The organism is Thalassotalea euphylliae, from assembly GCF_042682785.1.
GTDB lineage: Bacteria > Pseudomonadota > Gammaproteobacteria > Enterobacterales > Alteromonadaceae > Thalassotalea_F > Thalassotalea_F euphylliae.
On the sequence record NZ_JBHUIB010000012.1, the window covers coordinates 591,421 to 616,284 of the forward strand.

Here is a 24,864-nt window from a genome sequence, read left to right on the forward strand (position 1 = left end):
GAGCAAGTAATTCCTTTGGTGTACATGTTACGTTTATTTTATTTTTAAACAGATATGCTAACTTGGCTGCTTGGTTAACAAAACTAAATTTGTGTATACCAATGTTATGCTTATGTAACAAGATATTATCAAACTACCTGAATAATAGGACATTCTCTTGAAAAGCAAAAGCCAATTCCACATTTTAGGCCAGCAAGATGTCGATTTAATTAATAAAGAAACACGTTATCAAGGTTTCTTTAAAATTGATGAATATTCCCTGCGCCATCGCTGCTTTAACGGCGATATGAGCAGGGTTTTGTCTCGTGAAATTTTTGAGCGTGGTGATGCGGTTTGCTTGATCCCTTATGATCCTGTGCGTAACTCTATGGTCGTAGTCGAGCAATTTCGAAGCGGTGCATTGCGTGCTGGCGGCAACCCTTGGTTAATTGAATTTATTGCGGGCATGTTTGGGAAAAGTGAGTCGCCGACAGAAGTTGCCGTGCGTGAAGCGAAAGAAGAGGCTGATCTCACCATAGAAGAACATACGTTAGAACACGTGATAAGTTATTTATCTTCTCCGGGCGGCACCAGTGAACAGCTGCATTTATACGTATGCCCTATTGATGCATCAAGTGTTGGCGGGGTGTATGGCCTTGAAGAAGAAGGGGAAGACATTAAAGTGCATGAATTACCCCTCGATGATGCACTGAGCATGGTAAACGATGGTACAATTAATAACGGTATGACCATCATTGGGATTCAATGGCTAGCATTGAATCATCATAAGCTGCAACAAAAATGGAGAACGAATGACCCGTCATAACAATGCTTATCGACCTAATTTGCCTGATTTAATGGACTTGTGCGCCGTTAATTACATGCTTGCACTTAAGCTTTTGGCAAATAGAGAGGAAGTAGGTGAGGTACGGGAGTTTTCAATAGCAGATAAATTGCATTACGTTATATCCGTTAACGAAGTAACCCGTTATACGTCGTTAATTACCATCGAACAAAAGCAGTTAAATGTAGATGAAAAGCTCGCTGAGATGTTAGCGCCCAAAATGATTATTCGGCTTTATCATGATGCACAAGCGGCTGAGGTAGTGAGCAGCCAAGCGATAAGAAATATCAAACCTAAGTACCATTACCCTAACGATGTTATGCTTTTACCTGACGAAAAACTGCAAGTGAATGCGTTTCTTAAAGAGTGGCTGCAAGTATGTTTGGCTCATGGTCAAACTAAAGTCAGTTTAGCAAGTTAGATAGATAACATGTCATCCACTCTCAAGATCGCGCAGTTTAGCGACAGTCATCTATTTGCTGATATAAATCGAGAGCATTTTGGGGCGAATGTCTATCAAAACTTAATCACTACCTGTGAAAGTATTGCCAAAATATCTGATTTGAGTGCCGCGATATTTACTGGTGATCTTACCCAAGATCATAGTGCAGCATCATATCAACTATTCAGTAGCATCATGTCCAAATACCTGAGCCATGTGCCCATTTTTGTTGTCCCAGGTAATCATGACGACCGCATGTTTTTGAAGCAATATCTTACTGCGGAGAATATCCAAATAGCCTCTAGAGCAAACTTTGCACATTGGCAACTATTGTTGCTGGACAGTAAATCTGACACGCCAGCGGGAATTGTCGGGGACAATGATTTGTTGAACATAGCATCGAGTGATTGCGTGCAAGAAAATCAATTCGTATTTATGCACCACCATCCCATTGATGTTGGTTATTTTATTGACCGTCATGGCCTGCAAAACGATATTGAATTTGGGAAAAGTTTGGCAACGAACCCGAAAATAAGGGGTATTGGCTGTGGACATGTGCATAGAGATATATATTTGCAACTAGAGATAACTAGCGAGCACTCTCTTCCCCTGTTCAGTTGTCCGGCAACATCAATCAGATTTGCTAAGCATCCAACCGATTTAGTTGCTGAGTCAACAATACCAGCTTATCGCATTTTTGAGCTTACCGCCGACGGTGCAGTTTTTACCTACATTATTCATTGTCAGCCCAGATACAGTTAGTGCATACACATGATTGAAAAAGTTTTATATATCCATGGCTTTAATTCTTCTCCGTTATCGATGAAAGCCGAACTTACTAAGCAATATTTGGCGTCTCACTTTCCCGCTGTTCAGTTTTGCTGTCCGCAATTGCTATCATCACCCGATGCGGCAATAGCGCAATTAGAAGAAATTATTCAGGCCGAGCCCAATGTAAAGTGGGGGGTAATAGGTTCTTCGTTAGGAGGATATTTTTCACAATATTTTGCTGAAAAATATCGATATCCTGCGGTGCTTGTGAACCCTGCAATTAAGCCATATTTGCTGTTGGCAGACTATATTGGCTGGCAAGTTAATCCATATACTGACGAGCGCTACGAAGTAAAAGCAGAACATATGGATTATTTGAAAAGCGTAGAACAAGAAAAAATCTCTGCAAACTTGTATCAAGTCATGGTACAAACAGGGGATGAAGTGTTAGATTATCGCCTAGCGAAAGAAAAATTCAGTGGTAGCGATTTGATTGTCCAAGAAGGCGGCGATCACAGTTTTATTGGATTTGCTGAAATGCTGCCTAGTATTTGCGAATTTTTCGACCAAAAAGCTCCGAATTAACAAGAATAACGACGAAAATATACCCCATGAGTGAACAATATAATTCTGATTCCATTGAAGTTTTAAGTGGTCTTGAACCGGTTCGACGCCGTCCAGGGATGTATACAGATACCGACAGACCAAATCATCTTGGTCAAGAAGTCATTGATAACTCTGTGGACGAGGCACTTGCAGGATTTGCCCAAAACATTACCGTTATTCTCGATAAAGATCAGTCGTTAGAAGTGATTGATGACGGTCGCGGTATGCCAACCGATATTCACCCAGAAGAAGGCGTGTCGGGGGTTGAGCTGATCTTCTGTAAATTGCATGCTGGTGGTAAGTTTTCAAATAAAAACTATCAATTCTCGGGCGGTTTGCACGGCGTAGGTATTTCTGTGGTAAATGCGTTATCAAGTCGTGTTGAAGTGACTGTTCGCCGCGATAGCAAAGTGTTTGAAATGGCATTCGAGCATGGTGAAAAAGTGCAAGAGTTGACAGAAACAGGTACCGTAGGCCGACGCAATACTGGTTCTCGAGTAAAGTTCTGGCCAGATGCGAGCTACTTTGACTCACACAAATTTTCGACAACAAAATTAAAGCGACTACTTAAGGCCAAAGCCGTTTTATGTCCAGGACTGACGATAAAATTCCAAGATAAAAACGAAGGTGAAAAACACGTTTGGTGTTATCAAGACGGTTTGCGTGATTACATTAAAGAGTCGGTTGGCGATAATATAAGCCTGCCCGAAGAACCCTTTATTGGCACTTTTTCATCTCAACATGAGGCCGCAGATTGGGCAGTGACTTGGTTGCCTGAAGGTGGAGAGTCAGTCTCTGAAAGCTATGTAAACCTTATTCCAACTATTCAAGGTGGTACCCATGTAAATGGTCTTCGCCAAGGTCTACTTGAGTCCATGCGAGAATTCTGCGAGTTTCGCAACTTAGTGCCACGTGGAGTAAAGCTAACGCCTGATGACATTTGGGATAAATGTAGCTTCATTCTCTCAGTGAAGATGCAAGATCCACAGTTTGCGGGTCAAACCAAAGAGCGTTTATCCTCACGTCAATGTGCAGCATTTGTCACTGGCGTTGTCAAAGACGCATTTAGTTTATGGTTAAATGAACACACCGAAATTGCTGAAGCACTTGCGGAGTTTTGTATTTCGAATGCACAGCGTCGTTTGCGTGCCAGCAAGAAAGTTGTTCGCAAAAAAGTGACTCAAGGTCCGGCGCTACCCGGCAAGTTAACCGACTGTGGTAGCCAAGACCCTGATAAAACAGAATTGTTTTTAGTGGAAGGTGACTCTGCTGGTGGTAGTGCCAAACAAGCACGTGACCGTGAGTTCCAAGCGGTAATGCCACTGCGCGGTAAAATTTTAAATACGTGGGAAGTTGAGTCAGGTCAAATTCTTGCTTCACAGGAAGTGCATGACATTTCTGTTGCGCTCGGTATAGACCCTGATAGTGAAGACTTATCGGCGCTTCGTTACGGAAAAATATGTATCCTCGCAGATGCCGACTCTGACGGGCTTCACATCGCAACATTACTATGTGCATTGTTTACGCAACACTTTCTGCCACTCGTTCAAGCGGGTCACGTATATGTAGCGATGCCGCCACTTTATCGTATTGATGTTGGCAAAGAGGTCTTTTATGCATTGGACGAAGCAGAGAAAGAGGGGGTGCTTGACCGTATTGAGGCAGAGAAAAAGCGCGGTAAGGTTAACGTGCAACGTTTCAAAGGGCTAGGGGAAATGAATCCAATGCAACTTCGAGAAACGACGATGGACCCCAATACACGTCGCTTAGTGCAGCTGACTGTAGACGAACATGACGAAACCATGGAAACCATGGACATGTTGCTCTCTAAAAAGCGCAGTGGTGACCGTAAAGACTGGTTGCAATCGAAAGGTGATATGGCAGAGTTCTGATATTAAACTCGACGTTTTAACAGCCAGCAATATGCTGGCTTTTTTGTGTAGTTAAAAAGTAAAGACATTAAACAAATTAACGACATGTCAATAATTTTAACATTTAGAAGTGGTTTTGTTTATAAAAAACATGAAAAACAGTAGGTTAAAGTAATGGTCTGTACTTTGCATTGAAAGCCTGAACTCAATATTAAGGATAATTTATGTTTAACAAAATTTCTAAACTTCTAGGCGCTTCTGCGCTTGTTCTTAGCTCATTAGCTGCAAATGCAGGTGTAATCACTGTATGGGGTGAAGAGCTCTCTGGCTTTAACAAATCTACTATTAACGATTTCTATAATGGTCTAGCGGGGCATTCGTCTAGTATAGCTACAGGTAGCTTAGATACTATAGATCTATCGACAACAGATCTACTTTGGGCAACACAACCAAGTGACTCGTACTCTAATGCGGAGCTTTTAGCTATGCAAAGCTATCTTGCATTAGGTGGTCGTATCGCTTTTATGGGTGAACATGGAAGCTTTGCTCCAGATCAAAACCTTAGAATTAATGACGCTCTAAGTTTTCTTGGAAGTTCCATTTCAATTAACAACGATATTGTCGACGCTTTTTTCCGAACAGCAAGCGTAGGTGATGGTCAAATATTATCGCATGAATTGACTCAAGGCGTTAATTCATACGAATATGCAGCGTTTGCTCCACTTACTGTGGGTGTCGGAGCCGAGGTGCTTATGGTTGGCGAAGAATTGTTCAATGGTGAAACTAGTGTCATGATGGCTTTTGAAAATATTGGTGCGGGAAGCATTTTCCTGATTACTGATCAAAATGTATGGGATAACAGTCCTGGTTGGGGAGGCACATTCGATAATGCTAGAATGTTCGAAAATTTGGTTACAGCGAATACTGGCGCTCCTGCTCCAACATCTCAAATTCCAGAGCCAGCCTCTATTATGCTGATGTCTCTTGCTTTATTTGGTATTAGAAGACAATTTCGCAGGTAGGATACTTCTTTCCAATAAAGAAAAGCCGGCGTTAAGCCGGCTTTTTATATTCAAACAGTTCAGGTTCGAATTTATATTTAAATTATCATTTTGGAGTTTATATTAAAGTTTGATGCCAACAACTAAAAAACACTACACTAGTTGTTGTTCAGCCATTTTTTTCGGAGAGCATCTAAAGTGCCTTCTTGCTCTAACTTTTCAAATGCTTCGATGTATTCCTCAATTTTTCCTTGATTGGTATGTTTCGAAAACGCTAAATAAAGCGGAGCGGATATTTCGCTGACCTCTAACACGGGCTCTATCATGTCAGGATCAAAACCTTCTTTTTCAACCCGAGGTAATAGTGTCTTAGGGTTGCCAAATATCAAATCAACTCTTTCTCGATAAAGCATTTTTATTTCTTGCGCTTTGGAGGAGGTAAGGCTCATTTTCCCCTTACCATTAAAAATTTTGTTCAATGACTCCTGATGATGATCGCCGAGCTGCGCGCCTATGATGTAATTTTGTAAATCATCAAGCTTTTTGGGAGCGACATCTTTTCTATGTTTTAGCCGCCAAACATGCATGCTTATCGATGCGACTTGACCTATCCAGTGAAACTCTTGCTCTCGCTTGACAGAACGAGACAAGGTCATGATCAGTATATTAGGTTGCGTTTTAGCTAATTGGTAAGCGCGTGCCCAAGGAAAGGCTTCGATTTCCGTACTCTCTTTTGTGATCTTTTGCAGCGCTTTAATAATGTCGACTGACAGCCCTGTAACATTCCCTTCATTGACGAATTGGTAGGGCGGCAAGTGCTCCGTTACTATTCTGATATCACTTGCCTGCGCCGTAATTAAACTACACAAGTAGAGCAATACAAAGAGAACACTTTTACTTTTCAATGTTTCTGCGCCACTTTTTTATGTAAGGGAGAAAGAACAAATACATGCCAGTTAGCCATAAAAAGGTAAGCACAATCGATACGGGTAGCATCAACCATAAGTTGGCTGACTTTTCGAAAAAAGTACCATCATGCAGGCTTTCGATAAACTCTGAGTTGCGATAGGCCACTTGCAGCACTTCGCCCGTACTGGCATCTAATTGAACTTCCCATGAGCTGTTAGTGCGCACTTTGATGACGCCTTTATCGGGACGAACATCCAATCGGTCAATATCTTGCCAGTTCGCGACCATGGCTTCAGGTACCGTTGACGTGGCAGTCAGTATTTGGTCAAAGGTAATTGATGGCTCAATTGAAATACCTTTTTGCGTGGGTGGTTGTAAAACATCAAACTCTTTGCGAACAAGTAAAAGAATGCCTGTGATTAAGACGAGCAGTACAGGGAGCGCAATAATAATACTGCCCCATTTATGAATACTGCGATTTAAACTCGAAAACTTCATATCACCTTCTTGATAATGAATCTGTAACAGGTAACCGCTAAATGTTGGACTACACTGAAAAGATAAGCACGTAGTGTATCTAATTCTACAGGGGGGCTGCTAGTGCACACATCTAGTAAATGTGTTGCCTCGTCGCGAATGCGATGGGCTGAACTTACCTTTTTATTTCTTATTTTACCTTGCGTGTTGTATGTGTTTCGTGAATCCATTGCACAGTACTTACTTGTTATTATTAGTGTTTTAGGTTTGTTTTGTATGTGGTTGCTGCTCTCCGATAAGCAATTCAAACGCTTTAGGTTGACTAATAAACAGGGTTTTTTGAGTCGCATAAAGATAATGTTACTACTCTTTCTTTTACTTATCTTATTCAGTGCCATTGTTTATGCTGTATTGTCCCCTGAAACCTTATTTTATATGCCAATAAACTGGCCATACTCCTGGTTACTGCTGTTATTGTTGTACCCTGTTTTTTCCGCATTTCCACAAGAGGTAATTTTTAGGACGTTTCTATTTCATCGCTACAAGCGCATTATTCCTAACAAAGAGCATCGTGTGTTAATGAGCAGTGTGTTGTTTGGTTTCGCACATATTATTTACGGTAACTGGGTTGCCGTACTGCTTTCAGCTGCAGCGGGTTATTGCTTCTGTCAAACGTACGTTATGTCGCGCTCCACGTTACTTGTTGCGCTAGAGCATAGTTTGTGGGGAATTTGGATATTTACACTAGGGTTGGGGCAGTATTTTGACCTAACCAAAGTTATTCAGGCAAGTTGACCATCACTCTATCTTTGCCAGTAAATTCTGGCGTTTGAACAGAGAGGACTTTTAGCGGCTCTTTTGATGTGACTGTGACGCTGTGATGCGTACCTTGTGGGATACGAATAAAGTCACCTGATTTTACTGACATGGTTTGGTCACCCAATTGCATAGAGCCCATGCCACTTAATATGTATACGAGCTCAGTGTGTTCAGCGTGATAATGTAACGGCACACTCTCTCTGATGAAGATCAAAAACTCCGACGCATGCTTATCACTGCCAAGAGGAATAACATTGATATTATTGTTATTTTTAGGTGCTTCATAGCTCTGCAGGTTTTGTGCGAGTGTAAAACTGCTTATCAGCAATAGTATGGCAGTGAGCAATGATTTAGTCATAAGTACGTCCTTTTTCTTTTTATTGTCTTTAATTCATTTTTAAAAATCGAGTTTTTCTTGCAATTTTAAAGTGTATATATGAAAATTTATATATACGGTTTGAGCGATGTGTTAAACCCTGAATAACAAATGGGAATTTATGATGACGATTAAAGTTGGTATTAATGGCTTCGGCCGAATGGGGCGGTTAATAATGCGAGCCGCTTGGGATTGGCCTGAAATTGAATTTGTTCAAATTAATGACCCTGCGGGTGATGCAAAAACGTTAGCACATCTGATCAATTTCGATTCTGTTCACGGTATTTGGCAACATCAAGCGAATGACGAGAATGGGAATATGAATATTGGTGATAAATCGTTGTTGGTAACACGCAATAAAACCATCGCTGAGACCGATTGGTCGATGTGCGACTTGGTTATTGAGGCTTCGGGCAAGATGAAATCTAAGGTTTTGCTCGAAGAATATTTATCACAAGGAGTGAAAAAAGTTGTGGTTACAGCGCCAGTAAAGGAAGAGGGCGTTCTCAACATTGTGATGGGTGTTAATCATCACCTTTACAACAAAGATGAGCACCCTATTGTTACCGCTGCATCTTGTACCACAAATTGTTTAGCGCCAGTTGTCAAAGTGTTGCAAGAAAATATTGGCATTAAGCACGGCAGCATGACAACGATTCACGATATTACAAATACACAGACGATTTTAGATGCACCGCATAAAGACTTGCGAAGAGCTAGAGCATGTGGACAAAGCTTAATTCCCACCACTACTGGCTCTGCTACTGCCATTACCCATATTTTTCCTGAGTTGAAAGGTCGATTAAATGGCCATGCGGTTCGCGTGCCTTTGGCAAATGCATCTATTACTGATTGTGTTTTTGAAATGGAACGCAATGTAACGGTTGAAGAAATCAATCAGTTAATGTCAAACGCAGCAGAGCAAGAGTTAAACGGGATTCTTGGTTATGAAGAGAGACCGCTTGTATCCGTTGATTATAAAACCGATCCTCGATCGTCAATTGTGGATGCACTCTCTACCATGGTTGTTAACGATACGCAGTTAAAAATGTACCTTTGGTATGACAACGAATGGGGCTATGCCAATCGCACTGCTGAATTAATGAAAATGGTAGGTTTGAGTGTTAGCTAAGCTGAGGGCCTTGCCTGAATCTGTTAAACAATACTTATTGGTTACAGGTAACTACTGGGCGTTCACGCTTACTGACGGTGCTTTACGCATGTTGGTGGTGTTGTATTTTCATCAACTTGGTTACGCGCCTTTGGCGATAGCCATGCTGTTCTTGTTTTATGAGTTGTTTGGGGTTGTCACAAATCTTATAGGTGGCTGGCTTGGTGCGCGTATCGGTTTGAATCGCACGATGCAAATGGGGCTGGTACTGCAAGTATTGGCGCTACTTATGTTGGCGTTGCCAGATAAATACCTGGCGGTAGCTTGGGTAATGGTTGCACAGGCCTTATCTGGTATTGCTAAAGACCTCAATAAAATGAGCGCGAAAAGCAGTATAAAAACGCTTGTACCCAAAAATCAGCAAAGTGCATTGTACAAGTGGGTTGCTATTCTTACGGGCTCTAAAAATACGCTTAAAGGTTTAGGCTTTTTTATGGGCGGTGCGCTGTTAACCATAGTGGGCTTTCAGCAAGCGATGCTCACAATGGCGACGGGTTTATTCGTTGTTGTTATTTTAAGCCAGCTTTTGCTCAAAAAAGATTTAGGTAAAGCGAAGAACAAACCTAAGTTCAAAGATATCTTTTCAAAGTCTGCAGCGTTGAACTATTTGTCAGCAGCGAGAATGTGTTTATTTGCAGCGAGAGATGTTTGGTTCGTCATCGCAGTGCCTGTATTTTTTGTAAGTCAGCTAGGTTGGGAGCATCACCAAGTCGGCACCTTTATGGCGCTATGGGTGATTGGTTACGGTGGTATTCAAGCCCTGACACCTAAACTTATTAAGTTTGCGCCTGAAGTGCTAAATAAAATAGCAAGCTTTTGGGGAGCGACGCTCGTTGTGGTGACTTTGCTTTTGCTTGCCGCGCTCAATACTGAATTTGACTTAGCAACTGTTATGGTAGCCGGGTTACTTATTTTTGGTGCTGTGTTTGCTGTTAATTCTGCAGTTCATAGTTATGCTGTTGTTGCCATTGCAAAAGAAGATGGTGTTTCAATGGATGTCGGCTTTTATTACATGGCAAACGCGATGGGCCGATTATTAGGCACTGTTTTTTCTGGTCTTGTTTATCAGCAATATGGCATTGAAGTGTGTTTAATTGTAGCAAGTATATTAGCGGCGTTTGCAGCCGTGTTTGTTTTGAAAGTAAAAGTGAATACAGATGGATAACAATCATAATCGTGCAATATGTCATGCGTCGATAGGCACGAATGACTTAGTTAAAGCAAAAGCGTTTTATCAACCGCTTCTCTCAATACTAGATATCGACTTAGTCAGTGAGTATGAACACGCATTAGCGTTCGGCAAAGGTTACCCTGAGTTTTGGGTACAAATTCCATTCGACAAGCAACCAATGTCGACCGGTAACGGTGTTCATTTTGGTTTTGTTGCCAAGTCACACCAGCAAGTGAATGACTTTTATCACAAGGCGATCTCACTCGGGGCCATTTGCAATGGTGCTCCTGGGCCACGACCCGAATATGGCGAACCTTATTATGGCTGCTTTGTGATAGATCCAGAGGGCAATAAAATAGAGGCGAGCTTCTGGGATTTTAATTGGAAGCCTATGCAGACTTGATACTCTTTTCCTATTTTTTAGACAAGTTTTGACTGCTCGAAAATTCTCTATATACTGCTAGGTCAAGCCGAGAACAAAGAGAATAAAAGTGGTTGAAAAAAGCGCTATAAAGCAATGGGTTATAATTGTTTTATTAGGGTGTGCGCAACTAGCATCCCCTAGTGCTTTCGGGTGGCAGTCAGTCACTGAATATTCGTCTTTACTGACCGCATTAGACGAAATAAATAAAATCACCCACGTAGATAATGAAAAAGCGCTTAACGACCTTCTTGCACTAGAGCCTCAACTAGATAGAGCACCTGTCATTGAGCAGTTAGAGTACTACCATGTTCTTGCTGAAACATACACGTTAAAAGGTGAACATCGCCAAGCTCAGCTTGTTGCAGAAAAAGCATTGGCGATGGCAACAAACCTTATATCGCCCCCTATTGTCATCGCAAAGCTTTCCTATAATTTGGGCTACTCAATGGAGTCTCTAGGCGATTTAGACCTCGCGCTTGAGCAATACTTGTCTGGGCTTGAAATTGCGGAATCACTTGAGTCCCAGAAAGAAGTTGCTATTGGGCTAACCAATATTGGTGCGATATATTACCAAACCAATCGGATGCAAGAAGCATTGGTATCGCTTAACGATGCGCTTGCAATTGCTGATAACCTCTCAGATGAGGAACTTAAAGGCCTTGTAAACAGTGAACTGGGTATTTTGTACGGGAGCTTGAGAGAAACAGAAAAGGCGATTAAGTATTACGAAGCATCGTATCAACACTATATGAATGCGGGTAAAAAACTAACTGCTGTTAATAATTTGAGGAATAGTGCAATTAGCTACTGGGTGTTGGGTAACAAAGAGAAAGCGATTGCCACATACAACACGTTACTCAAAGAACTAGCACCTCTTGATAACACTGAAATGCAGTTTAGTGCGCATATAGGCTTGGCTCAAATTTATGCGTCGGATGAAAGCAAACAGTATGAATTGGCGCTGTCTCATTTAAAAGAAACAGAGCAGCTTGTCGCTAAAGTAGAGCATCACTATCTGCCGATGCTGTTTCTCATCGAAAAATCGGCAATTCTCAAGCAAATGAAACATTATGACCAAGCCTTGGAAACGATTGCCGAAGCACTGGATGCCTTCCATCAACAAAGATATAAATTAGTGCCACTTAACGAAGCCCGTTTGCTGGTTCAACGCGCTGAAATTTTCATAGATATGAAACGCTTCAAAGAGGCGTACGACACTTATTTGCGTATCTATGATCTAAATATGCAGTACTTTCAAAGTCTTCAAACTGAAGCGGTAGCGGATTTGCGCTTGCAGTATGAAAGTAGCCGCGCTGATATCGAAAAAGATATATTAGAAAGCAAGAATAAGCTTGAGTCATTATCGCTAGAGCAAGCTAAAAAAGATGCAGAAAATAAACAGTTTTATCTTTATGGTATCGCGTTAGTTACGGTGCTTTTTGCTGCATTACTAAATAGCTTATTGAAAAATCAAAAACAGTTATTGAAAGTTTCCCGAACAGATGGGCTTACAGGCGTCAGCAATCGTTTATGCTTTATTGAGCGTAGTGAAGACTTACTTACTCATGCTAGGCACTCTAAACAAGATGCGGCTTTACTCGTTATTGACTGTGACTTTTTCAAAAACATTAATGACACATACGGGCATAGTATGGGTGATGAAGTGCTCAAGCTTATTGCTCGACTGGGTAAAGCGATGTTCAATGCGCCGTCATGTTTTGCTCGATTTGGTGGTGAAGAATTTACAGTGATTATTCCTGACTGTGATTTACCTTCTGCGCTTAGCAAAGCAGAGGCCTTCCGAAAAGCGGTAGAAGCGCAATCTTGGAACCAAGAATATCAGGCGCTGTTGAGTGTAAGTATTGGCGTGGTAACAGCCAACTCTATCAATAGCCATGATTTCGAGGTGTTATTTAAGCATGCTGATGAACTGCTTTACCAGGCGAAAAGTAAAGGGCGTAATCAAGTATGCGCATAATATTTTTATTTACGTCAATTCTACTCCTCTTGATGCCAATGTTGTTTGAGGCATTGGCTGCAGAAGTTGATAAAGATTTGGTTGTTATTAAGCGGCTTGCACAACAGGCTCAAAATCATGCCTTTGTTGATGAAAAAGAGCTTTTTGAAGAGTTAGATAAGCTTGTGTTAGCCAGTGAAGAACAACACTTTTATGCTAACTTAGTCAGAGGTTTTGCGGCTTTTTACCGACAGGATTATATCTCTGCTGAAAAAATGTTAGCGCGTGCCTCCGAATACGTTGAAACAATTCCTGATGAGCAACAAATAAAGCCACTTTTTTATCAGTTTCATGAAAGCCTATCTGATGTTTATGTAGCGCTGAATGATTATGAGTTTGCGTTCAAACACAAGCGCTTGTTTTTGAAAAAGTATGCACGCGATTTAGAAGCAAAAGAGAAAGTGATGCTTGAAAGTTTGGAGGAGAAATATCAAATCGACCAAAAGCAGCAAATGAATGAACTCATTGCTCAGCAAACCAAACTCAAGCAAACTGAAATTAAAAAATTTGAACGGGAAAAGCAACTTCAAGAGCGCAATGTCATTATTTTAGTGGGGATTTGCCTTGTTTTTGTGCTGTTAATTTTTAGGCAGTTACGTATCAAGCGCCAGCTTGAGTGGCTCAGTCAAACAGATACTCTGACCCACCTCAAGAATCGAACGACGTTGTTTAGTGAAGCGAACAAACTGGTCGACAAAGCATTAATAGAGCAAACGGAAATGACCGTGCTCGTGATGGACGTCGATCACTTCAAACGAATCAATGATCAATTTGGTCACCAAAGCGGTGATAAAGTCCTCAAACATGTTGCTTCGCTGGGTCAGGAAGTCATGCGCTCTCGCGATATTTTTGCGCGATTAGGTGGTGAAGAGTTTGTTGCGGTTTTACCACAGGCTACGATAGATGAAGCATTTGCTATTGCCACACGCATTAAAGATAAGATCACACAAGCCCCCATATCCGTCGATAATCAACAAATCCCAGTCACGGTGAGTATTGGGGTTGCCGCACTTTCTCAAGGAGAAGTGAGCTTTGATTGCTTGATAAAGGCTGCTGATCAAGCCATGTATCAGGCTAAAGCCTCAGGCCGTAACTGCATAGAACTTTATCAAGGCTCCGAGCAAAGTTAAAAAACAGTAGCTAGCTATTTTTTCTCACGCTGAGATCGGCTAAGCTAGGGGTGATCATCACATCGGATCTCCAGATCCACTCTCGTGAATAATAACAATAGGCTTAATGGCATTGATACCATCATTAAATGCGATTAAGCACAGCAGCAAACAGTAACATTAGGAAAGAATTTTCATGTCTGATGTGCTCGAGTATAGTCTTGACGGTGTCGAACAAGTTCCGCTAAGACGCTTTACCGAAGAAGCTTATCTAAATTACTCCATGTATGTCATCATGGATCGTGCTCTACCTCACATAGGTGACGGGCTAAAACCAGTACAAAGACGTATTGTCTATGCAATGTCTGAACTTGGTTTATCAGCGGTTGCTAAATACAAAAAATCAGCACGTACCGTGGGTGACGTACTAGGTAAGTTCCACCCACATGGTGATTCTGCCTGTTATGAAGCCATGGTGTTAATGGCTCAACCATTCTCTTATCGCTATCCATTAGTCGATGGCCAAGGGAACTGGGGCGCGCCCGACGACCCTAAATCGTTTGCTGCTATGCGATATACGGAAGCACGCCTGTCTAAATTTAGTGAAGTGCTGCTTTCTGAACTTGGGCAAGGTACTGTTGATTGGATCCCTAACTTCGACGGGACCATGAAAGAGCCGAAAACGCTTCCAGCTCGTTTACCACATATTCTGCTCAATGGTATCACTGGTATCGCTGTTGGTATGGCAACAGATATTCCGCCACATAATGTGCGAGAGGTTGCTAATGCCTGCGTTACCCTCATTGAAAAACCGAAGGCTGATTTAGAAGAGGTACTTGAACACGTTCAAGGGCCTGACTATCCGACAGACGCAGAAATCATCACGCCGAAAGATGAAATCACCAAAATCTATCAAACTGGCCGTGGGTCAATCAAAATGCGAGCTGTGTATGAGATGGAACATGGTGAAATTGTTATTACAGCATTACCTCACCAAGCATCTGGTGCGAAAGTCTTAGAGCAAATAGCACAGCAAATGCAGGCGAAAAAACTGCCTATGGTAGTGGATTTACGTGATGAATCGGACCATGAAAACCCCATTCGCCTCGTTGTGGTACCTCGCTCAAATCGCGTTGATGTTGAACAATTGATGCAGCACTTATTTGCAACAACCGATCTAGAGAAGAATTATCGCGTAAACCTCAATATGATTGGCTTAGACAACAAGCCAGCAGTAAAGAACCTACGAGATATTTTAGCAGAGTGGTTAGAGTTCAGGCGCGAAACAACGCGCAGACGATTGCAATACCGATTAGACAAAGTACTTGCTCGTCTTCATATCTTAGATGGTTTATTGGTTGCTTATCTCAACATTGATGAAGTGATCGAGATTATTCGAACCTATGACGATGCGAAAGCAGAGTTAATGTCTCGCTTTAACTTATCTGAGATTCAAGCGAACGCAATTCTTGAAATAAAGCTTCGCCAGTTAGCTAAGCTGGAAGAAATTAAGATTCGTGGTGAACAAGACGAGTTAAACAAAGAGCGTGAACAGTTAGAAAAAACGCTCAATTCAAAAGCGCGTATGAATACGTTGCTTAAGAAAGAAATTCTTGCTGCGGCAGAGCTATATGGTGACGACCGCCGCAGTAAACTGGTTGAGCGTGGTGAATCAAAAGCGTTATCAGAAAAAGATCTCGTGCCAAGCGAACCTGTAACGGTTGTTGTTTCTGAAAAAGGTTGGGCACGCTGTGCCAAAGGTCATGACATTGAGCCTGCACAGATGAGTTATAAAGCGGGTGATACGTATCTATGCGCTGCCAAAGGTCGTAGCAATAGACCTGTTGTGTTCGTTGACTCTACCGGCCGAGCATATACCACAGATGCGCATAGCTTGCCGACAGCGCGTAGCCAAGGAGAGCCACTAACCGGACGTTTCAATCTTTCTGCCGGTGAAACTTTTACACAAGTTGTTATGGCTGATGATGAAAGTAAGTATTTACTTAGCTCGGATGCTGGGTATGGTTTTGTTGGTAAATTTGCCGATATGGTAAGCCGAAATAAGAACGGTAAAGCGTTATTGAGTTTACCTGCAAATGCTAAAGTGATGATGCCTAAGCCGGTTATTGAAGAAGAGAGCTTGTGCTTAGCTATCACGACGGAAGGGCGTATGCTGGTGTTCCCAGTTGCTGATTTACCGGAATTAAGCAAAGGTAAAGGTAACAAAATCATCAATATTGCGTCGGCTCGTGCTAAAGCTCGTGAAGAATACGTCACTTTACTTGAAGTTATTTTGCCTACGGACTCGATAACGTTGCATGCTGGTCGCAGAAAATTGACGTTAAAAGCAAATGATATTGAGCATTACCGTGGTGAACGTGGCCGACGGGGTAATAAGCTGCCAAGAGGGCTGCAGCGGGTTGATCGTATTGAAATTGAGTCTGCTGTACCAGTTTCTGACGATGTGGATGTTACGACAGAATCAGCAGATGTAGAGGCGTCAGAAGAGTAAGCAAACTGAATACGTATGCAGTTAATTGCCACTGCTTAGTGGCAAACTGTACTATGAAGGTGATGATATAGACATGCTGTTAAGCTGACATCGTAACCTGTTCCCTTGGTTACTTTTGTTAATAGTGTATTTGTATAGTTCACACGTTTTTGGGCACACTAGCGAAAGCGAGTGTGCTTTTTTTCGATCTAATGCTAACGTAAAGGCAACGGTTCTCGCTGCTTAGCGCGTTTACAGCAAGTCTCAAACTCTTATAACAATTACATCAACTGGGAAATGCAATGAATACAAAGAAACCACAGCTTAGTTTCTGGCAGATTTGGAATGTCAGTTTTGGTTTTCTCGGGGTGCAAATAGGCTTCGCACTACAAAACGGTAACGTTAGCCGTATTTTGTCAGACTTGGGGGCAGACCTTTCCTCGCTTTCACTCTTTTGGTTAGCGGCGCCAATTATGGGCCTCATCGTTCAGCCAATTGTTGGCGCGGCATCAGATAAAACCTGGAACGGTATGGGGCGTAGATTGCCGTTTATTCTTGGTGGCGCGATAGTCGCAGCAATGGCGATGGCTCTTTTGCCCAATGCCTCTATGGTGGTCGCGTTTATACCACCTATGATTTTTGGCCTCTTTATTTTTGCCATCAAAGATGCGGCGTTTAACGTAACCTTCCAGCCTTTCCGTTCTTTAGTATCTGATATGGTGCCTGCTGAGCAACGAAACCTCGGTTACTCAGTGCAAACATTGTTGATAAACATTGGTGCCGTTATTGGGTCCATATTGCCGTTTTTCCTGACTAACGTGATTGGTTTAGACAACATATCTGCGCAAGGTGAAGTTGCGCCTTCTGTCATATGGTCGTTTTATATTGGTGCCACTGTATTACTTGGCTCGGTATTGTGGACCGTGCTTCGTACGAAAGAATATCCACCAGAGCAATACTATGCATTTAAAGGCATGGATGCAGAAGTGGTTGCAAAAGAGCAGCAAGCGAAGAAGTCACTGGGTGAGCGCTTGTCTGGCTTTTGGCAGCTATTCAAAGATATGCCAACAATTATGAAGCAATTGGCTGTGGTCCAGTTTTTCTCGTGGTTTGCTTTATTCATCATGTGGACATATACACCAGCTGCCATTACTCAACATACTTGGGGGGTTGCTGTTGAGTGGTTTGATCCCGCTTACATTAGCGCAGCTGGCGGATTGCCTGCCGATATTGCGAAAGCAAAAGGTAGTGCAGGGGATTGGGTAGGTATTTTGTATGCAGCGCAAGCATTGTTCTCGGTAATTTTTGCCATGTTGCTGACTAAGCTCGCAAACACGTTTGGTCGTCGACTGACTTATGCGTTGAGCCTAGCAGCAGGTGGATTAGGCTATATGAGTTTTGTACTTTTCCAAGATCCTACATTAACTCACGTGGACTTATTGATTACGCAAGTTGAGGTGCCACAAGGAGCGCTTGGACTGTTATGCTCCATGGTCGGTATTGGTATGGCTTGGGCAGCAATTTTAGCAATGCCTTATGCGATTCTGGCTGGGGCATTACCGGCGGATAAGACAGGTGTTTATATGGGAATATTTAACTTCACCATAGCAGCACCTCAAATAGTCTCTGGTATTGCATCAGGTTGGATACTGAGCAATATTTTCGACAATCACGCCATCAATATAATCATGCTTGCCGGTGGTGCAATGTTCTTAGCGGCACTCTCTGTTGTGTTTGTGAAAGATAACGAACAAACGGAACAGTAAAATAAGCCAAGAAAAAAGGAGGCAAATGCCTCCTTTTTTGATTATTGGCAAGTTAGCTGCCGCACGATTTCCTGACGATCAAGCTTGTCGGCATCAGCGTCGTTTTGGCTTCTTCGCCACTAATAAGTTTAATTAAACTGTCGACGAGCAACTCACCCGCCAGTTTCGTGTTTTGTTTGGCTGTGGTAAGCGGTGGAAAGGTGAAACTTGCCATCGGTATGTCGTCAAAACCGATTACGGCAACTTCCTCTGGCACTTTAATATTGTTGTCTTGGAGGGCTCTCATCGCACCGATAGCAATTAAGTCGCTGGCGCCAAACAATGCATCAAAACTCTCTCCACTTTCAATTAACTTTAACGCGGCACTATATCCAGATTCTTCAGTGGATATTGCATCGAATTGTGCTTTCTTATTAATGGTTAATTCGTTGTCAGTTATCGCTTTACAGTGTCCTTTGTAACGGTCAAAAAATTCAGGTGCATGACTTGAAGCTTCACCAATAAAGGCAAACTTTTTTCGACCATTCATAATCACGTGTTCAGTCAATTGATAACCGCCGTGAAAATTATCACAACCTACAGAAACAATAGGCAGTGACTTAACATCTGCGCCCCAACGAACGAACCGCGTATTCTGTTCAATTAATTGTTCTAGTTTTTCTTCATAATCAACAAAGTCACCATAACCAAGCAAAATAATACCGTCTGCTTTGTTTGAGTCTTCAAACTCAGCATGCCAGTCGTCATTCATTTGTTGGAATGACACCAATAAGTCGTAGCCTTTATCAGAACACGCCTTGGTTATACTGCCTAACATGGACAAAAAGAAAGGGTTGATGGAAGAATCATCATTGGTAGGGTCTTCGAATAGCAGTAATGCAATGGTACTGCTTTGCTGAGAACGCAAGTTACTGGCATTTTTATCGACTTTGTAATTAAGTTCTTTAGCAATCGCCTGCACTTTCAAGCGAGTTTCTTCATTCACCAAAGAACTGTTACGTAAAGCCCTAGATACCGTTGATTGCGATACACCTGCACGATACGCGATGTCAAAAGAAGTAGGTTTAGACTTCACAAATACGACCTATTTAGCTTGCATGAAAAAATACTACCGTGAAGGCAGCATTAAGTACATATTATGACTAATATTTATTGTAATAAAAAACCGAATAATTACACATGAGGATGTATTATTAACAAGCGATTTGAACACAGCTTTATTTCGGCTCTGCGAATCACTAAAATAGCGCTGATACTGTTCCCTTTCCTTAACATAGCGACGTTGTAAGTTTTATGTCCAGCCATGTGCGTTTATTTCAACATACCCGGAGAACGACAGCGCTCTCTATATTGAGTGCCATCATGATTGCGTTTTGCTATGTCGTCTATCTTCATGCCACAGAAAAAAACGCGCTGTTTGCGTCGGACATCAGTGATAGTGTGAAAATAACAACATCTTACTTATTGGACGATCAGGGGCAATTTAGTGCTGATGTTGTAACAAGAAACTTAAATGCATTCAAAGCGGTTGAACCTGAAGATATTCCGTTCTCGCTCGACACGATAGGTTATTGGGTTAAGTTTACGATCACGAATAAAGAGTTCGTCTCTCAGCAGCTAACCTTGCATATTGATAACACAATGTTAACGCGAGTAAACGTCTACCAGGCAACCAATGGCGTGTTTAATGACGTCAAAAATTCGGTAGATTATCATTCCGCTTTTCCTGTGCTCAATGTTGAGATTGCCGAATTAGCCTCATCAGAATATTTGCTGTATCTAGAGACCGGAGGGCCACCGTATATAGCCCTGACGTGGTATAGTGACAAACAGTTTGACACTAAAAAGTCGCAAACACGTTTGTTGTTCGGTGTCGTTATTGGTATTTTTGTCGTGATGGCGCTTTATAACTTAGTTATCTATATCGCTATCAAAGACAAGGTCTATTTAGCTTACCTTAGCTACCTCATTTCTTCGTTTGTGGTATTGTCCAGTGTCAATGGCTTCGGTTATGTGCTATTTCCCGTAACAGTACAAAACTGGATTAATAGTTATTCTCTGTTTTTTCACTATTACCTGATTTCAAGCTTGCTCCTGTTTACGGTATTTTTCTTAAAATACGATGAGCCTAAAGGGACAATATACAAAATTAGTACGGCCACTGTTGTGATACTTATTGCAATGAGCTTTTCAACTCAGCCACTTTCTCACGCCTTACAAGCTAAAATATTTTTCAGTATTCCGCCCGTTTTTTACCTTTTCAGTTTGTTCTTGGTCATCAAACGGATTAAAAAGCAGTTTGCATGGGCAAAATTTTATTTCCTTTCCTGGATCCCTTTATTGATAGGAGCTGCAGTTCAACCGCTAGTGTTACTGAATCATATTGAGTATTCGTTCTTGACTCGCAATGCTTTTCTTATCGCGGTGATTATTGAAATCGCCTTAATGGCATTTGCACTGGCTGAGCGTATGAGACGCCACGAAATTGATCGAGTCAATGAAATAAGCTACGACAGGGTAACGTCAATCCCTCGAAAAATTATGCTCGAAAAAGCCATAAATGAGAAAATTGACAGTGGGTGTAAGCAACTCAGCGTTTTAGTCATTAAGCCAGAGCACATCGAACGTATTTCTCTTTATGTGAATGATGCAATGAATCGTGCACTCTTCAAAAGAATGTATAAGAAACTTGCGCCATTGTTTGTATACAACGACGCGGTCATTGAAATCGGCAGAAATGGTGAAAAAATCGCACTGATTGGCGGAAAATCATTGGGTATCCTTATTGATCACCGAAAGGCGCAACAACCGTTAGAAACCTTAATATCTTCTATCAATATTTTGGTTGAAGAAGCTTACAGCATTGAAGGTCTCGATATTCCATTAAAGTCGATAGTTGGTGTGTCACATTATCCTGAGCATGGTGCAGAGGCCTACGTATTGTTGAATCGAGCGCAACTTGCCATGACTGATGCCGAACTCAGCCATGCTCGTTGGGCAGAGTTCGCTGAGCATCAGTCAGATCAAGCCGGTTACCGTTTGCAACTGGCTGCTGATATGAACACAGCGATAGAAAAGGATGATTTTGAGTTGTTTCATCAGCCTCAGATTGATCTGAAAACTATGCGCGTGTGTGGCAGTGAATGTTTATTGCGTTGGACGCATCAAAAGGAAGGAGCTATTTCTCCAGCTGTCTTCATTCCCATAGCCGAAGATATGGGGTTGATCAATAAACTCACTCGTTGGGTGGTGAAAAGGAGTTTTACACAGCACAAAGCGATACTGGAAAGCGGCTATAAAAACCATGTCGTGTCAATTAATGTTAGTGGTAAAGATATTATGTCGGAAGGTTTTTATGAATTTATTGAGCAGTCGCTGGAAGCTGCAGAATTGCCAGCTAACCGAGTTGCCCTCGAGTTAACCGAATCTGCTACGATTACCGATAATGATTTTGCTCTAGAGGTCATTGAGAGGCTCAGCAATCTAGGGCTTACCATTAGCATTGATGACTTCGGTACCGGTTATTCTTCGTTAGCCTATATCACAAAACTGCCATTTCAAGAGCTTAAAGTAGATAGGCAATTTGTCGAAGGTGTCAACAGTGACAAAAAACGAATGACGATTGCTGAAACAACTGTTCGAATGGCCAAAGGTCTTGGGTTGGATGTCGTGGCAGAAGGGATAAACAGTCAAGAAGATGAAGATACATTGCGAGGATTTGGGTGTGATATTGGCCAAGGCTTCTATTACGCCAAGCCGATGCCTCATGCAGAGTACATTGCCTGGCTGGGTACAGAAAGATATGGTCGCGGGCCGGGACCACTAGAGGGAGAGTTTATTCCTAAGGCCAATTAAAGGAATAATATTTACAGGAGACAGATTTGTTTTTAGGTTATATTCACTACTTCAGAGCGATAGCGATATTTTTCATTGTCGCGGGTCATACTATCGATGCGTTTGCATGGCCTGCTGGCTCAGATATAGAAAGAGTCCTTAGGATTCTTATATCCAATGGCAGTACCTTGTTTGTATTTATCGCGGGCTACCTATTTCAGCACTTAACAACAAAATACAGTACCAAGAAATATTACCTCTCTAAGCTTAAAAATGTCATTGTTCCATATCTGCTGATATCGATACCTGCGATCGTTATATTTGTTGCCATTATGGTGCGTGAAACTGCGTGGCAGGGCTTTTATGACAACCCAGAATGGCTGCAGGTCATTCTTTTCTATGTAACCGGCATTCATTTAGCACCACTCTGGTTTGTGCCTATGATTACCTTGTTTTATTTAGTTGCCCCTCTACTAGTCAAAGGTGATAAATCTGGCAAACTGTATTGGCTTATTCCTTTGGCTATTGTGACTTCATGTTTTGTTGCTAGAGGATTACCTCACCAAAGTTTCATCCATTTTTTCTCTGTGTATATTTTGGGTATGTATGCAAGTCGGTACAAGGAAGCACTTAATCCTATACTTGGGCAAACTAAGACTATTTTGTTGTTTGGTGCACTTGTTTGTTTATTTGCTTTTGTCGAATTTTCAACGACTGATGCAACGATGACATACTGGAATTATCTGCAAAAAACATCAATGTGCTTCTTCTTTATTGGCTTACTTTTTAAAGTAAACGATAAACTAACATCAAAATTTGTCAGCAATATCGCAGACACAAGTTTTGGTGTTTTCTTTATTCATTCTTATGTATTAACAGGCATGAAAATGGGGTATGACAAACTGTCGGGTGGGAAGGTTAGTGGCGATATACTGAGTTACTCGGTAATGGCTATTTTTGTGCTATTGCTTTGTGTATTTATAATAAATGCGATTCAGAAAGTGTTTGGCAAAAAAAGTCGATATTTAGTTGGAAGTTAGTCACTAAAAAGGGAGCCTAGGCTCCCTTTTAATTTAACGATGCTAACAATAATCGTAATTATCGAACAACATCAGCATTGTGATAAATGTTTTGCACATCATCACAGTCTTCAAGCATGGCAATAAATTTGTCGAAGTTAGCTACGTCTTCTTCGCCTGCAACCTCAGTATAGGTTTGTGGTACCCAAGTAATTTCTTCTACTTCTAAGTCATACTCTGGCATAGTATCGGCAAATGCTGTTTTGATTTTGAAGAATTCAGTGTGTGGTGCGTATACTGTTACGATCCCGTCTTCTAATTCAACGTCAGTTACGTCAATGTCGGCCATCATCAGGTTTTCAAGCACTACTTCATCATCGTCACCTTTAAAGGCAAACACAGCTTGATGGTCGAACATATGCGACACTGTGCCAGTAGAACCAATTTTTGAATTAGTTTTAGTAAAACACTGGCGAACATCTTTAATAGTACGATTACCGTTATCGGTTAAACAGTCGATAATGACCATACAGTTACCCGGACCAAATCCTTCATATCGCGCTTCTGCGTAGTCTTCACCGCCAGCGCCGCTTGCCTTGTCGATAGCTTTATCAATAACGTGTGTGGGTACTTGGTCTTTTTTTGCTTTGTCGATTAGGCTACGAAGCGCCAAGTTGCCATCAGGGTCTGTACCGCCACTTTTAGCAATAGCGTAAATAGCTTTACCGTATTTAGAGTAAACTTTAGTTTTTTGGCCAGCAGTTTTGGCCATAGATTCTTTGCGGTTTTGAAAAGCGCGACCCATCTGAAAATTCTCTTCTGTTGTCGATTAGTAAACTGGCTAGATTCTACCAGTGCTTGATGGGATTTTTCTAGTATCGAAGCGCTAGGCTGATGTAAAAATGTACAAATCTTAGGAATTCCAGCTCACAGGCATGAAAAAATGCGATTACCACATCGGCAGTAATCGCATTAGTCTGCTGTGAATGCATAGTGTTACCTTTGCTGTCGTTGTAATAATTGTTGTTTTGGCTGTTCAACATCCCACTGGCTAAAGTTAATATCTTTTAGGTGCCAGTAAAAATCGAACGCCTGGCAAAGCTTTTGAATGGATTTGTTAAACATAATCGTTCCTTAATGTCTTTGCTTAGTCTGCCAAGCTAGTATCAACAATACGTTCTTCAGCCGACAAACGAATACGTTTTAGTGTAAGCAAGTTGTCTTTCACAATATCGTTGTCACTAATGAGCATTGCACTGGTAAAGTCTTCAAGCGCACCTTCACTGTCTTCTGATAGGTAGCGAACGATAGCGCGATTGCTATAGGCAACGGACTTTAAGAATTTTGCATGGCGGCCTCGGCCATTTAAGCTGCTAATTTCTTCGATGGCTGATGTACAAGCAACGTCAGCTGCATCTAAGTTGTTCAGCTTTATGTTAGCAACGCAAATGCCCATTGCTTTGTCATATGCTTGAACATCGCTGCTTGCTAGCTTAGTTAGACCCTCTGCGTAATCGCCATCGACAATATCTTGCGAGCCAATTGCATCTTTAACCACAGCTATTTTCATACCGTTTAGAGCAGGTGCTGACGTGTCAGCAATTACCGCGTGGCTGCTAACGGCCATTAGCGCTGCTAGCACTGGTACTTTTTTAAGTAATGACTTCATTTTATTTCTCCAAAAATTAAAAAACGCCATCAAATGATGACGCTGTTAACTTTAGGGAAGGGGGGCAATGGTGACAAACGATAAAAAAACACCTGATG

The 24,864-nt window shown here is 41.7% G+C and carries 23 protein-coding genes; 16 read left to right on the plus strand and 7 right to left on the minus strand.

Annotation, left to right across the window (positions count from 1 at the left end; translation table 11 throughout):
• Positions 1-157 precede the first annotated feature (157 nt).
• From ACFSJY_RS17035 to ACFSJY_RS17060, 6 genes are all read left to right on the plus strand, one after another.
• Positions 158-805, plus strand: a complete 648-nt coding sequence (locus tag ACFSJY_RS17035) for an NUDIX domain-containing protein (protein WP_386037077.1) — start codon at positions 158-160, stop codon at positions 803-805.
• Positions 792-1,244, plus strand: a complete 453-nt coding sequence (locus ACFSJY_RS17040; RefSeq protein WP_386037080.1) for a DUF1249 domain-containing protein — start codon at positions 792-794, stop codon at positions 1,242-1,244. Before ACFSJY_RS17035 ends, ACFSJY_RS17040 begins: the two co-directional genes overlap by 14 nt.
• 9 nt (positions 1,245-1,253) lie before the next feature.
• Positions 1,254-2,027, plus strand: coding sequence for a metallophosphoesterase (locus ACFSJY_RS17045; protein WP_386037083.1), 774 nt, complete (start codon positions 1,254-1,256; stop codon positions 2,025-2,027).
• Positions 2,028-2,036: 9 nt separating this feature from the next.
• Positions 2,037-2,621: a YqiA/YcfP family alpha/beta fold hydrolase gene (locus ACFSJY_RS17050; protein WP_386037086.1), complete on the plus strand. Its 585-nt coding sequence runs from the start codon at positions 2,037-2,039 to the stop codon at positions 2,619-2,621.
• Between the two features lie 26 nt (positions 2,622-2,647).
• Entirely contained in the window at positions 2,648-4,534 is a 1,887-nt protein-coding gene (gene parE, locus ACFSJY_RS17055; RefSeq protein WP_386037089.1) for a DNA topoisomerase IV subunit B, read from the plus strand.
• Between the two features lie 203 nt (positions 4,535-4,737).
• Entirely contained in the window at positions 4,738-5,535 is a 798-nt protein-coding gene (locus ACFSJY_RS17060) for a PEP-CTERM sorting domain-containing protein (RefSeq protein WP_386037092.1), read from the plus strand.
• Between the two features lie 137 nt (positions 5,536-5,672).
• Here ACFSJY_RS17060 and ACFSJY_RS17065 read toward each other — a convergent pair whose 3' ends face one another.
• Complete coding sequence (locus ACFSJY_RS17065) at positions 5,673-6,419, minus strand: substrate-binding periplasmic protein (protein WP_386037095.1); 747 nt, start codon at positions 6,417-6,419, stop codon at positions 5,673-5,675.
• Positions 6,409-6,921, minus strand: a complete 513-nt coding sequence (locus ACFSJY_RS17070; protein WP_386037098.1) for a PepSY domain-containing protein — start codon at positions 6,919-6,921, stop codon at positions 6,409-6,411. The genes ACFSJY_RS17065 and ACFSJY_RS17070 overlap by 11 nt, the downstream gene beginning before the upstream one ends.
• 336 nt (positions 6,922-7,257) lie before the next feature.
• Here ACFSJY_RS17070 and ACFSJY_RS17075 point away from each other — a divergent pair, with 336 nt between their 5' ends.
• Positions 7,258-7,695 carry a CPBP family intramembrane glutamic endopeptidase gene (locus ACFSJY_RS17075; protein ID WP_386037101.1) on the plus strand — a complete coding sequence of 146 codons (438 nt, stop codon included), beginning with the start codon at positions 7,258-7,260 and terminating at the stop codon, positions 7,693-7,695.
• Here the strand turns inward: ACFSJY_RS17075 and ACFSJY_RS17080 are convergent.
• Entirely contained in the window at positions 7,679-8,077 is a 399-nt protein-coding gene (locus ACFSJY_RS17080; RefSeq protein WP_386037104.1) for a cupin domain-containing protein, read from the minus strand. The genes ACFSJY_RS17075 and ACFSJY_RS17080 overlap by 17 nt on opposite strands.
• A 142-nt stretch (positions 8,078-8,219) precedes the next feature.
• On the opposite strand from ACFSJY_RS17080, the gene ACFSJY_RS17085 reads away from it, so the two are divergent.
• The 7 genes from ACFSJY_RS17085 to ACFSJY_RS17115 all read left to right on the plus strand — a co-directional run bounded on the left by ACFSJY_RS17085 (position 8,220) and on the right by ACFSJY_RS17115 (position 18,244).
• A complete protein-coding gene (locus ACFSJY_RS17085; RefSeq protein WP_386038436.1) occupies positions 8,220-9,227 on the plus strand; it encodes an ArsJ-associated glyceraldehyde-3-phosphate dehydrogenase in 1,008 nt (335 codons plus the stop codon).
• A gap of 1 nt (position 9,228) precedes the next feature.
• Positions 9,229-10,431, plus strand: coding sequence for an organoarsenical effux MFS transporter ArsJ (arsJ, locus tag ACFSJY_RS17090; RefSeq protein WP_386038439.1), 1,203 nt, complete (start codon positions 9,229-9,231; stop codon positions 10,429-10,431).
• Positions 10,424-10,840 (plus strand): VOC family protein, encoded by a 417-nt coding sequence (locus ACFSJY_RS17095; protein ID WP_386037108.1) that lies wholly within the window; start codon positions 10,424-10,426, stop codon positions 10,838-10,840. The genes arsJ and ACFSJY_RS17095 overlap by 8 nt, the downstream gene beginning before the upstream one ends.
• 88 nt (positions 10,841-10,928) lie before the next feature.
• Positions 10,929-12,839: a diguanylate cyclase gene (locus ACFSJY_RS17100; RefSeq protein WP_386037111.1), complete on the plus strand. Its 1,911-nt coding sequence runs from the start codon at positions 10,929-10,931 to the stop codon at positions 12,837-12,839.
• A complete protein-coding gene (locus tag ACFSJY_RS17105) occupies positions 12,830-14,008 on the plus strand; it encodes a GGDEF domain-containing protein (protein ID WP_386037114.1) in 1,179 nt (392 codons plus the stop codon). Before ACFSJY_RS17100 ends, ACFSJY_RS17105 begins: the two co-directional genes overlap by 10 nt.
• Before the next feature lie 175 nt (positions 14,009-14,183).
• Positions 14,184-16,499 carry a DNA topoisomerase IV subunit A gene (parC, locus tag ACFSJY_RS17110; protein ID WP_386037117.1) on the plus strand — a complete coding sequence of 772 codons (2,316 nt, stop codon included), beginning with the start codon at positions 14,184-14,186 and terminating at the stop codon, positions 16,497-16,499.
• A gap of 281 nt (positions 16,500-16,780) precedes the next feature.
• Positions 16,781-18,244: an MFS transporter gene (locus tag ACFSJY_RS17115; RefSeq protein WP_386037120.1), complete on the plus strand. Its 1,464-nt coding sequence runs from the start codon at positions 16,781-16,783 to the stop codon at positions 18,242-18,244.
• Positions 18,245-18,296: 52 nt separating this feature from the next.
• On the opposite strand, the gene ACFSJY_RS17120 is transcribed toward ACFSJY_RS17115, so the two are convergent.
• The gene (locus ACFSJY_RS17120; protein ID WP_386037123.1) at positions 18,297-19,319 is read right to left on the minus strand and encodes a LacI family DNA-binding transcriptional regulator; all 1,023 of its coding nucleotides are present in this window, start codon (positions 19,317-19,319) and stop codon (positions 18,297-18,299) included.
• Positions 19,320-19,606: 287 nt separating this feature from the next.
• On the opposite strand from ACFSJY_RS17120, the gene ACFSJY_RS17125 reads away from it, so the two are divergent.
• Together ACFSJY_RS17125 and ACFSJY_RS17130 are read left to right on the plus strand one after the other, a co-directional pair.
• Positions 19,607-22,099 carry an EAL domain-containing protein gene (locus ACFSJY_RS17125; protein ID WP_386037126.1) on the plus strand — a complete coding sequence of 831 codons (2,493 nt, stop codon included), beginning with the start codon at positions 19,607-19,609 and terminating at the stop codon, positions 22,097-22,099.
• Between the two features lie 26 nt (positions 22,100-22,125).
• Positions 22,126-23,118, plus strand: coding sequence for an acyltransferase (locus ACFSJY_RS17130; RefSeq protein WP_386037129.1), 993 nt, complete (start codon positions 22,126-22,128; stop codon positions 23,116-23,118).
• Positions 23,119-23,176: 58 nt separating this feature from the next.
• Here the strand turns inward: ACFSJY_RS17130 and ACFSJY_RS17135 are convergent, their stop codons facing one another.
• From ACFSJY_RS17135 to ACFSJY_RS17145, 3 genes are all read right to left on the minus strand, one after another.
• Positions 23,177-23,902 carry a YebC/PmpR family DNA-binding transcriptional regulator gene (locus ACFSJY_RS17135; RefSeq protein ID WP_386037132.1) on the minus strand — a complete coding sequence of 242 codons (726 nt, stop codon included), beginning with the start codon at positions 23,900-23,902 and terminating at the stop codon, positions 23,177-23,179.
• Between the two features lie 191 nt (positions 23,903-24,093).
• On the minus strand, positions 24,094-24,222 hold the full coding sequence (locus ACFSJY_RS17140; protein WP_386037135.1) for a hypothetical protein: 129 nt from the start codon (positions 24,220-24,222) through the stop codon (positions 24,094-24,096).
• A gap of 22 nt (positions 24,223-24,244) precedes the next feature.
• Positions 24,245-24,766 (minus strand): hypothetical protein, encoded by a 522-nt coding sequence (locus ACFSJY_RS17145; RefSeq protein WP_386037138.1) that lies wholly within the window; start codon positions 24,764-24,766, stop codon positions 24,245-24,247.
• Between the last annotated feature and the right edge of the window lie 98 nt (positions 24,767-24,864).

Bases quoted from the DNA above. Each gene is read 5' to 3' on its own strand.
- ACFSJY_RS17135 (WP_386037132.1), bottom strand. From the start codon at position 23,902: ATGGGTCGCGCTTTTCAAAACCGCAAAGAATCTATGGCCAAAACTGCT.
- ACFSJY_RS17070 (WP_386037098.1), bottom strand. From the start codon at position 6,921: ATGAAGTTTTCGAGTTTAAATCGCAGTATTCATAAATGGGGCAGTATT.
- ACFSJY_RS17050 (WP_386037086.1), top strand. From the start codon at position 2,037: ATGATTGAAAAAGTTTTATATATCCATGGCTTTAATTCTTCTCCGTTA.
- ACFSJY_RS17105 (WP_386037114.1), top strand. From the start codon at position 12,830: ATGCGCATAATATTTTTATTTACGTCAATTCTACTCCTCTTGATGCCA.
- ACFSJY_RS17140 (WP_386037135.1), bottom strand. From the start codon at position 24,222: ATGTTTAACAAATCCATTCAAAAGCTTTGCCAGGCGTTCGATTTTTAC.
- ACFSJY_RS17095 (WP_386037108.1), top strand. From the start codon at position 10,424: ATGGATAACAATCATAATCGTGCAATATGTCATGCGTCGATAGGCACG.
- ACFSJY_RS17115 (WP_386037120.1), top strand. From the start codon at position 16,781: ATGAATACAAAGAAACCACAGCTTAGTTTCTGGCAGATTTGGAATGTC.
- ACFSJY_RS17045 (WP_386037083.1), top strand. From the start codon at position 1,254: ATGTCATCCACTCTCAAGATCGCGCAGTTTAGCGACAGTCATCTATTT.
- ACFSJY_RS17075 (WP_386037101.1), top strand. From the start codon at position 7,258: ATGTTACTACTCTTTCTTTTACTTATCTTATTCAGTGCCATTGTTTAT.
- ACFSJY_RS17040 (WP_386037080.1), top strand. From the start codon at position 792: ATGACCCGTCATAACAATGCTTATCGACCTAATTTGCCTGATTTAATG.
- parC (WP_386037117.1), top strand. From the start codon at position 14,184: ATGTCTGATGTGCTCGAGTATAGTCTTGACGGTGTCGAACAAGTTCCG.
- parE (WP_386037089.1), top strand. From the start codon at position 2,648: ATGAGTGAACAATATAATTCTGATTCCATTGAAGTTTTAAGTGGTCTT.
- ACFSJY_RS17060 (WP_386037092.1), top strand. From the start codon at position 4,738: ATGTTTAACAAAATTTCTAAACTTCTAGGCGCTTCTGCGCTTGTTCTT.
- ACFSJY_RS17125 (WP_386037126.1), top strand. From the start codon at position 19,607: ATGATTGCGTTTTGCTATGTCGTCTATCTTCATGCCACAGAAAAAAAC.
- ACFSJY_RS17085 (WP_386038436.1), top strand. From the start codon at position 8,220: ATGACGATTAAAGTTGGTATTAATGGCTTCGGCCGAATGGGGCGGTTA.
- ACFSJY_RS17145 (WP_386037138.1), bottom strand. From the start codon at position 24,766: ATGAAGTCATTACTTAAAAAAGTACCAGTGCTAGCAGCGCTAATGGCC.
- ACFSJY_RS17080 (WP_386037104.1), bottom strand. From the start codon at position 8,077: ATGACTAAATCATTGCTCACTGCCATACTATTGCTGATAAGCAGTTTT.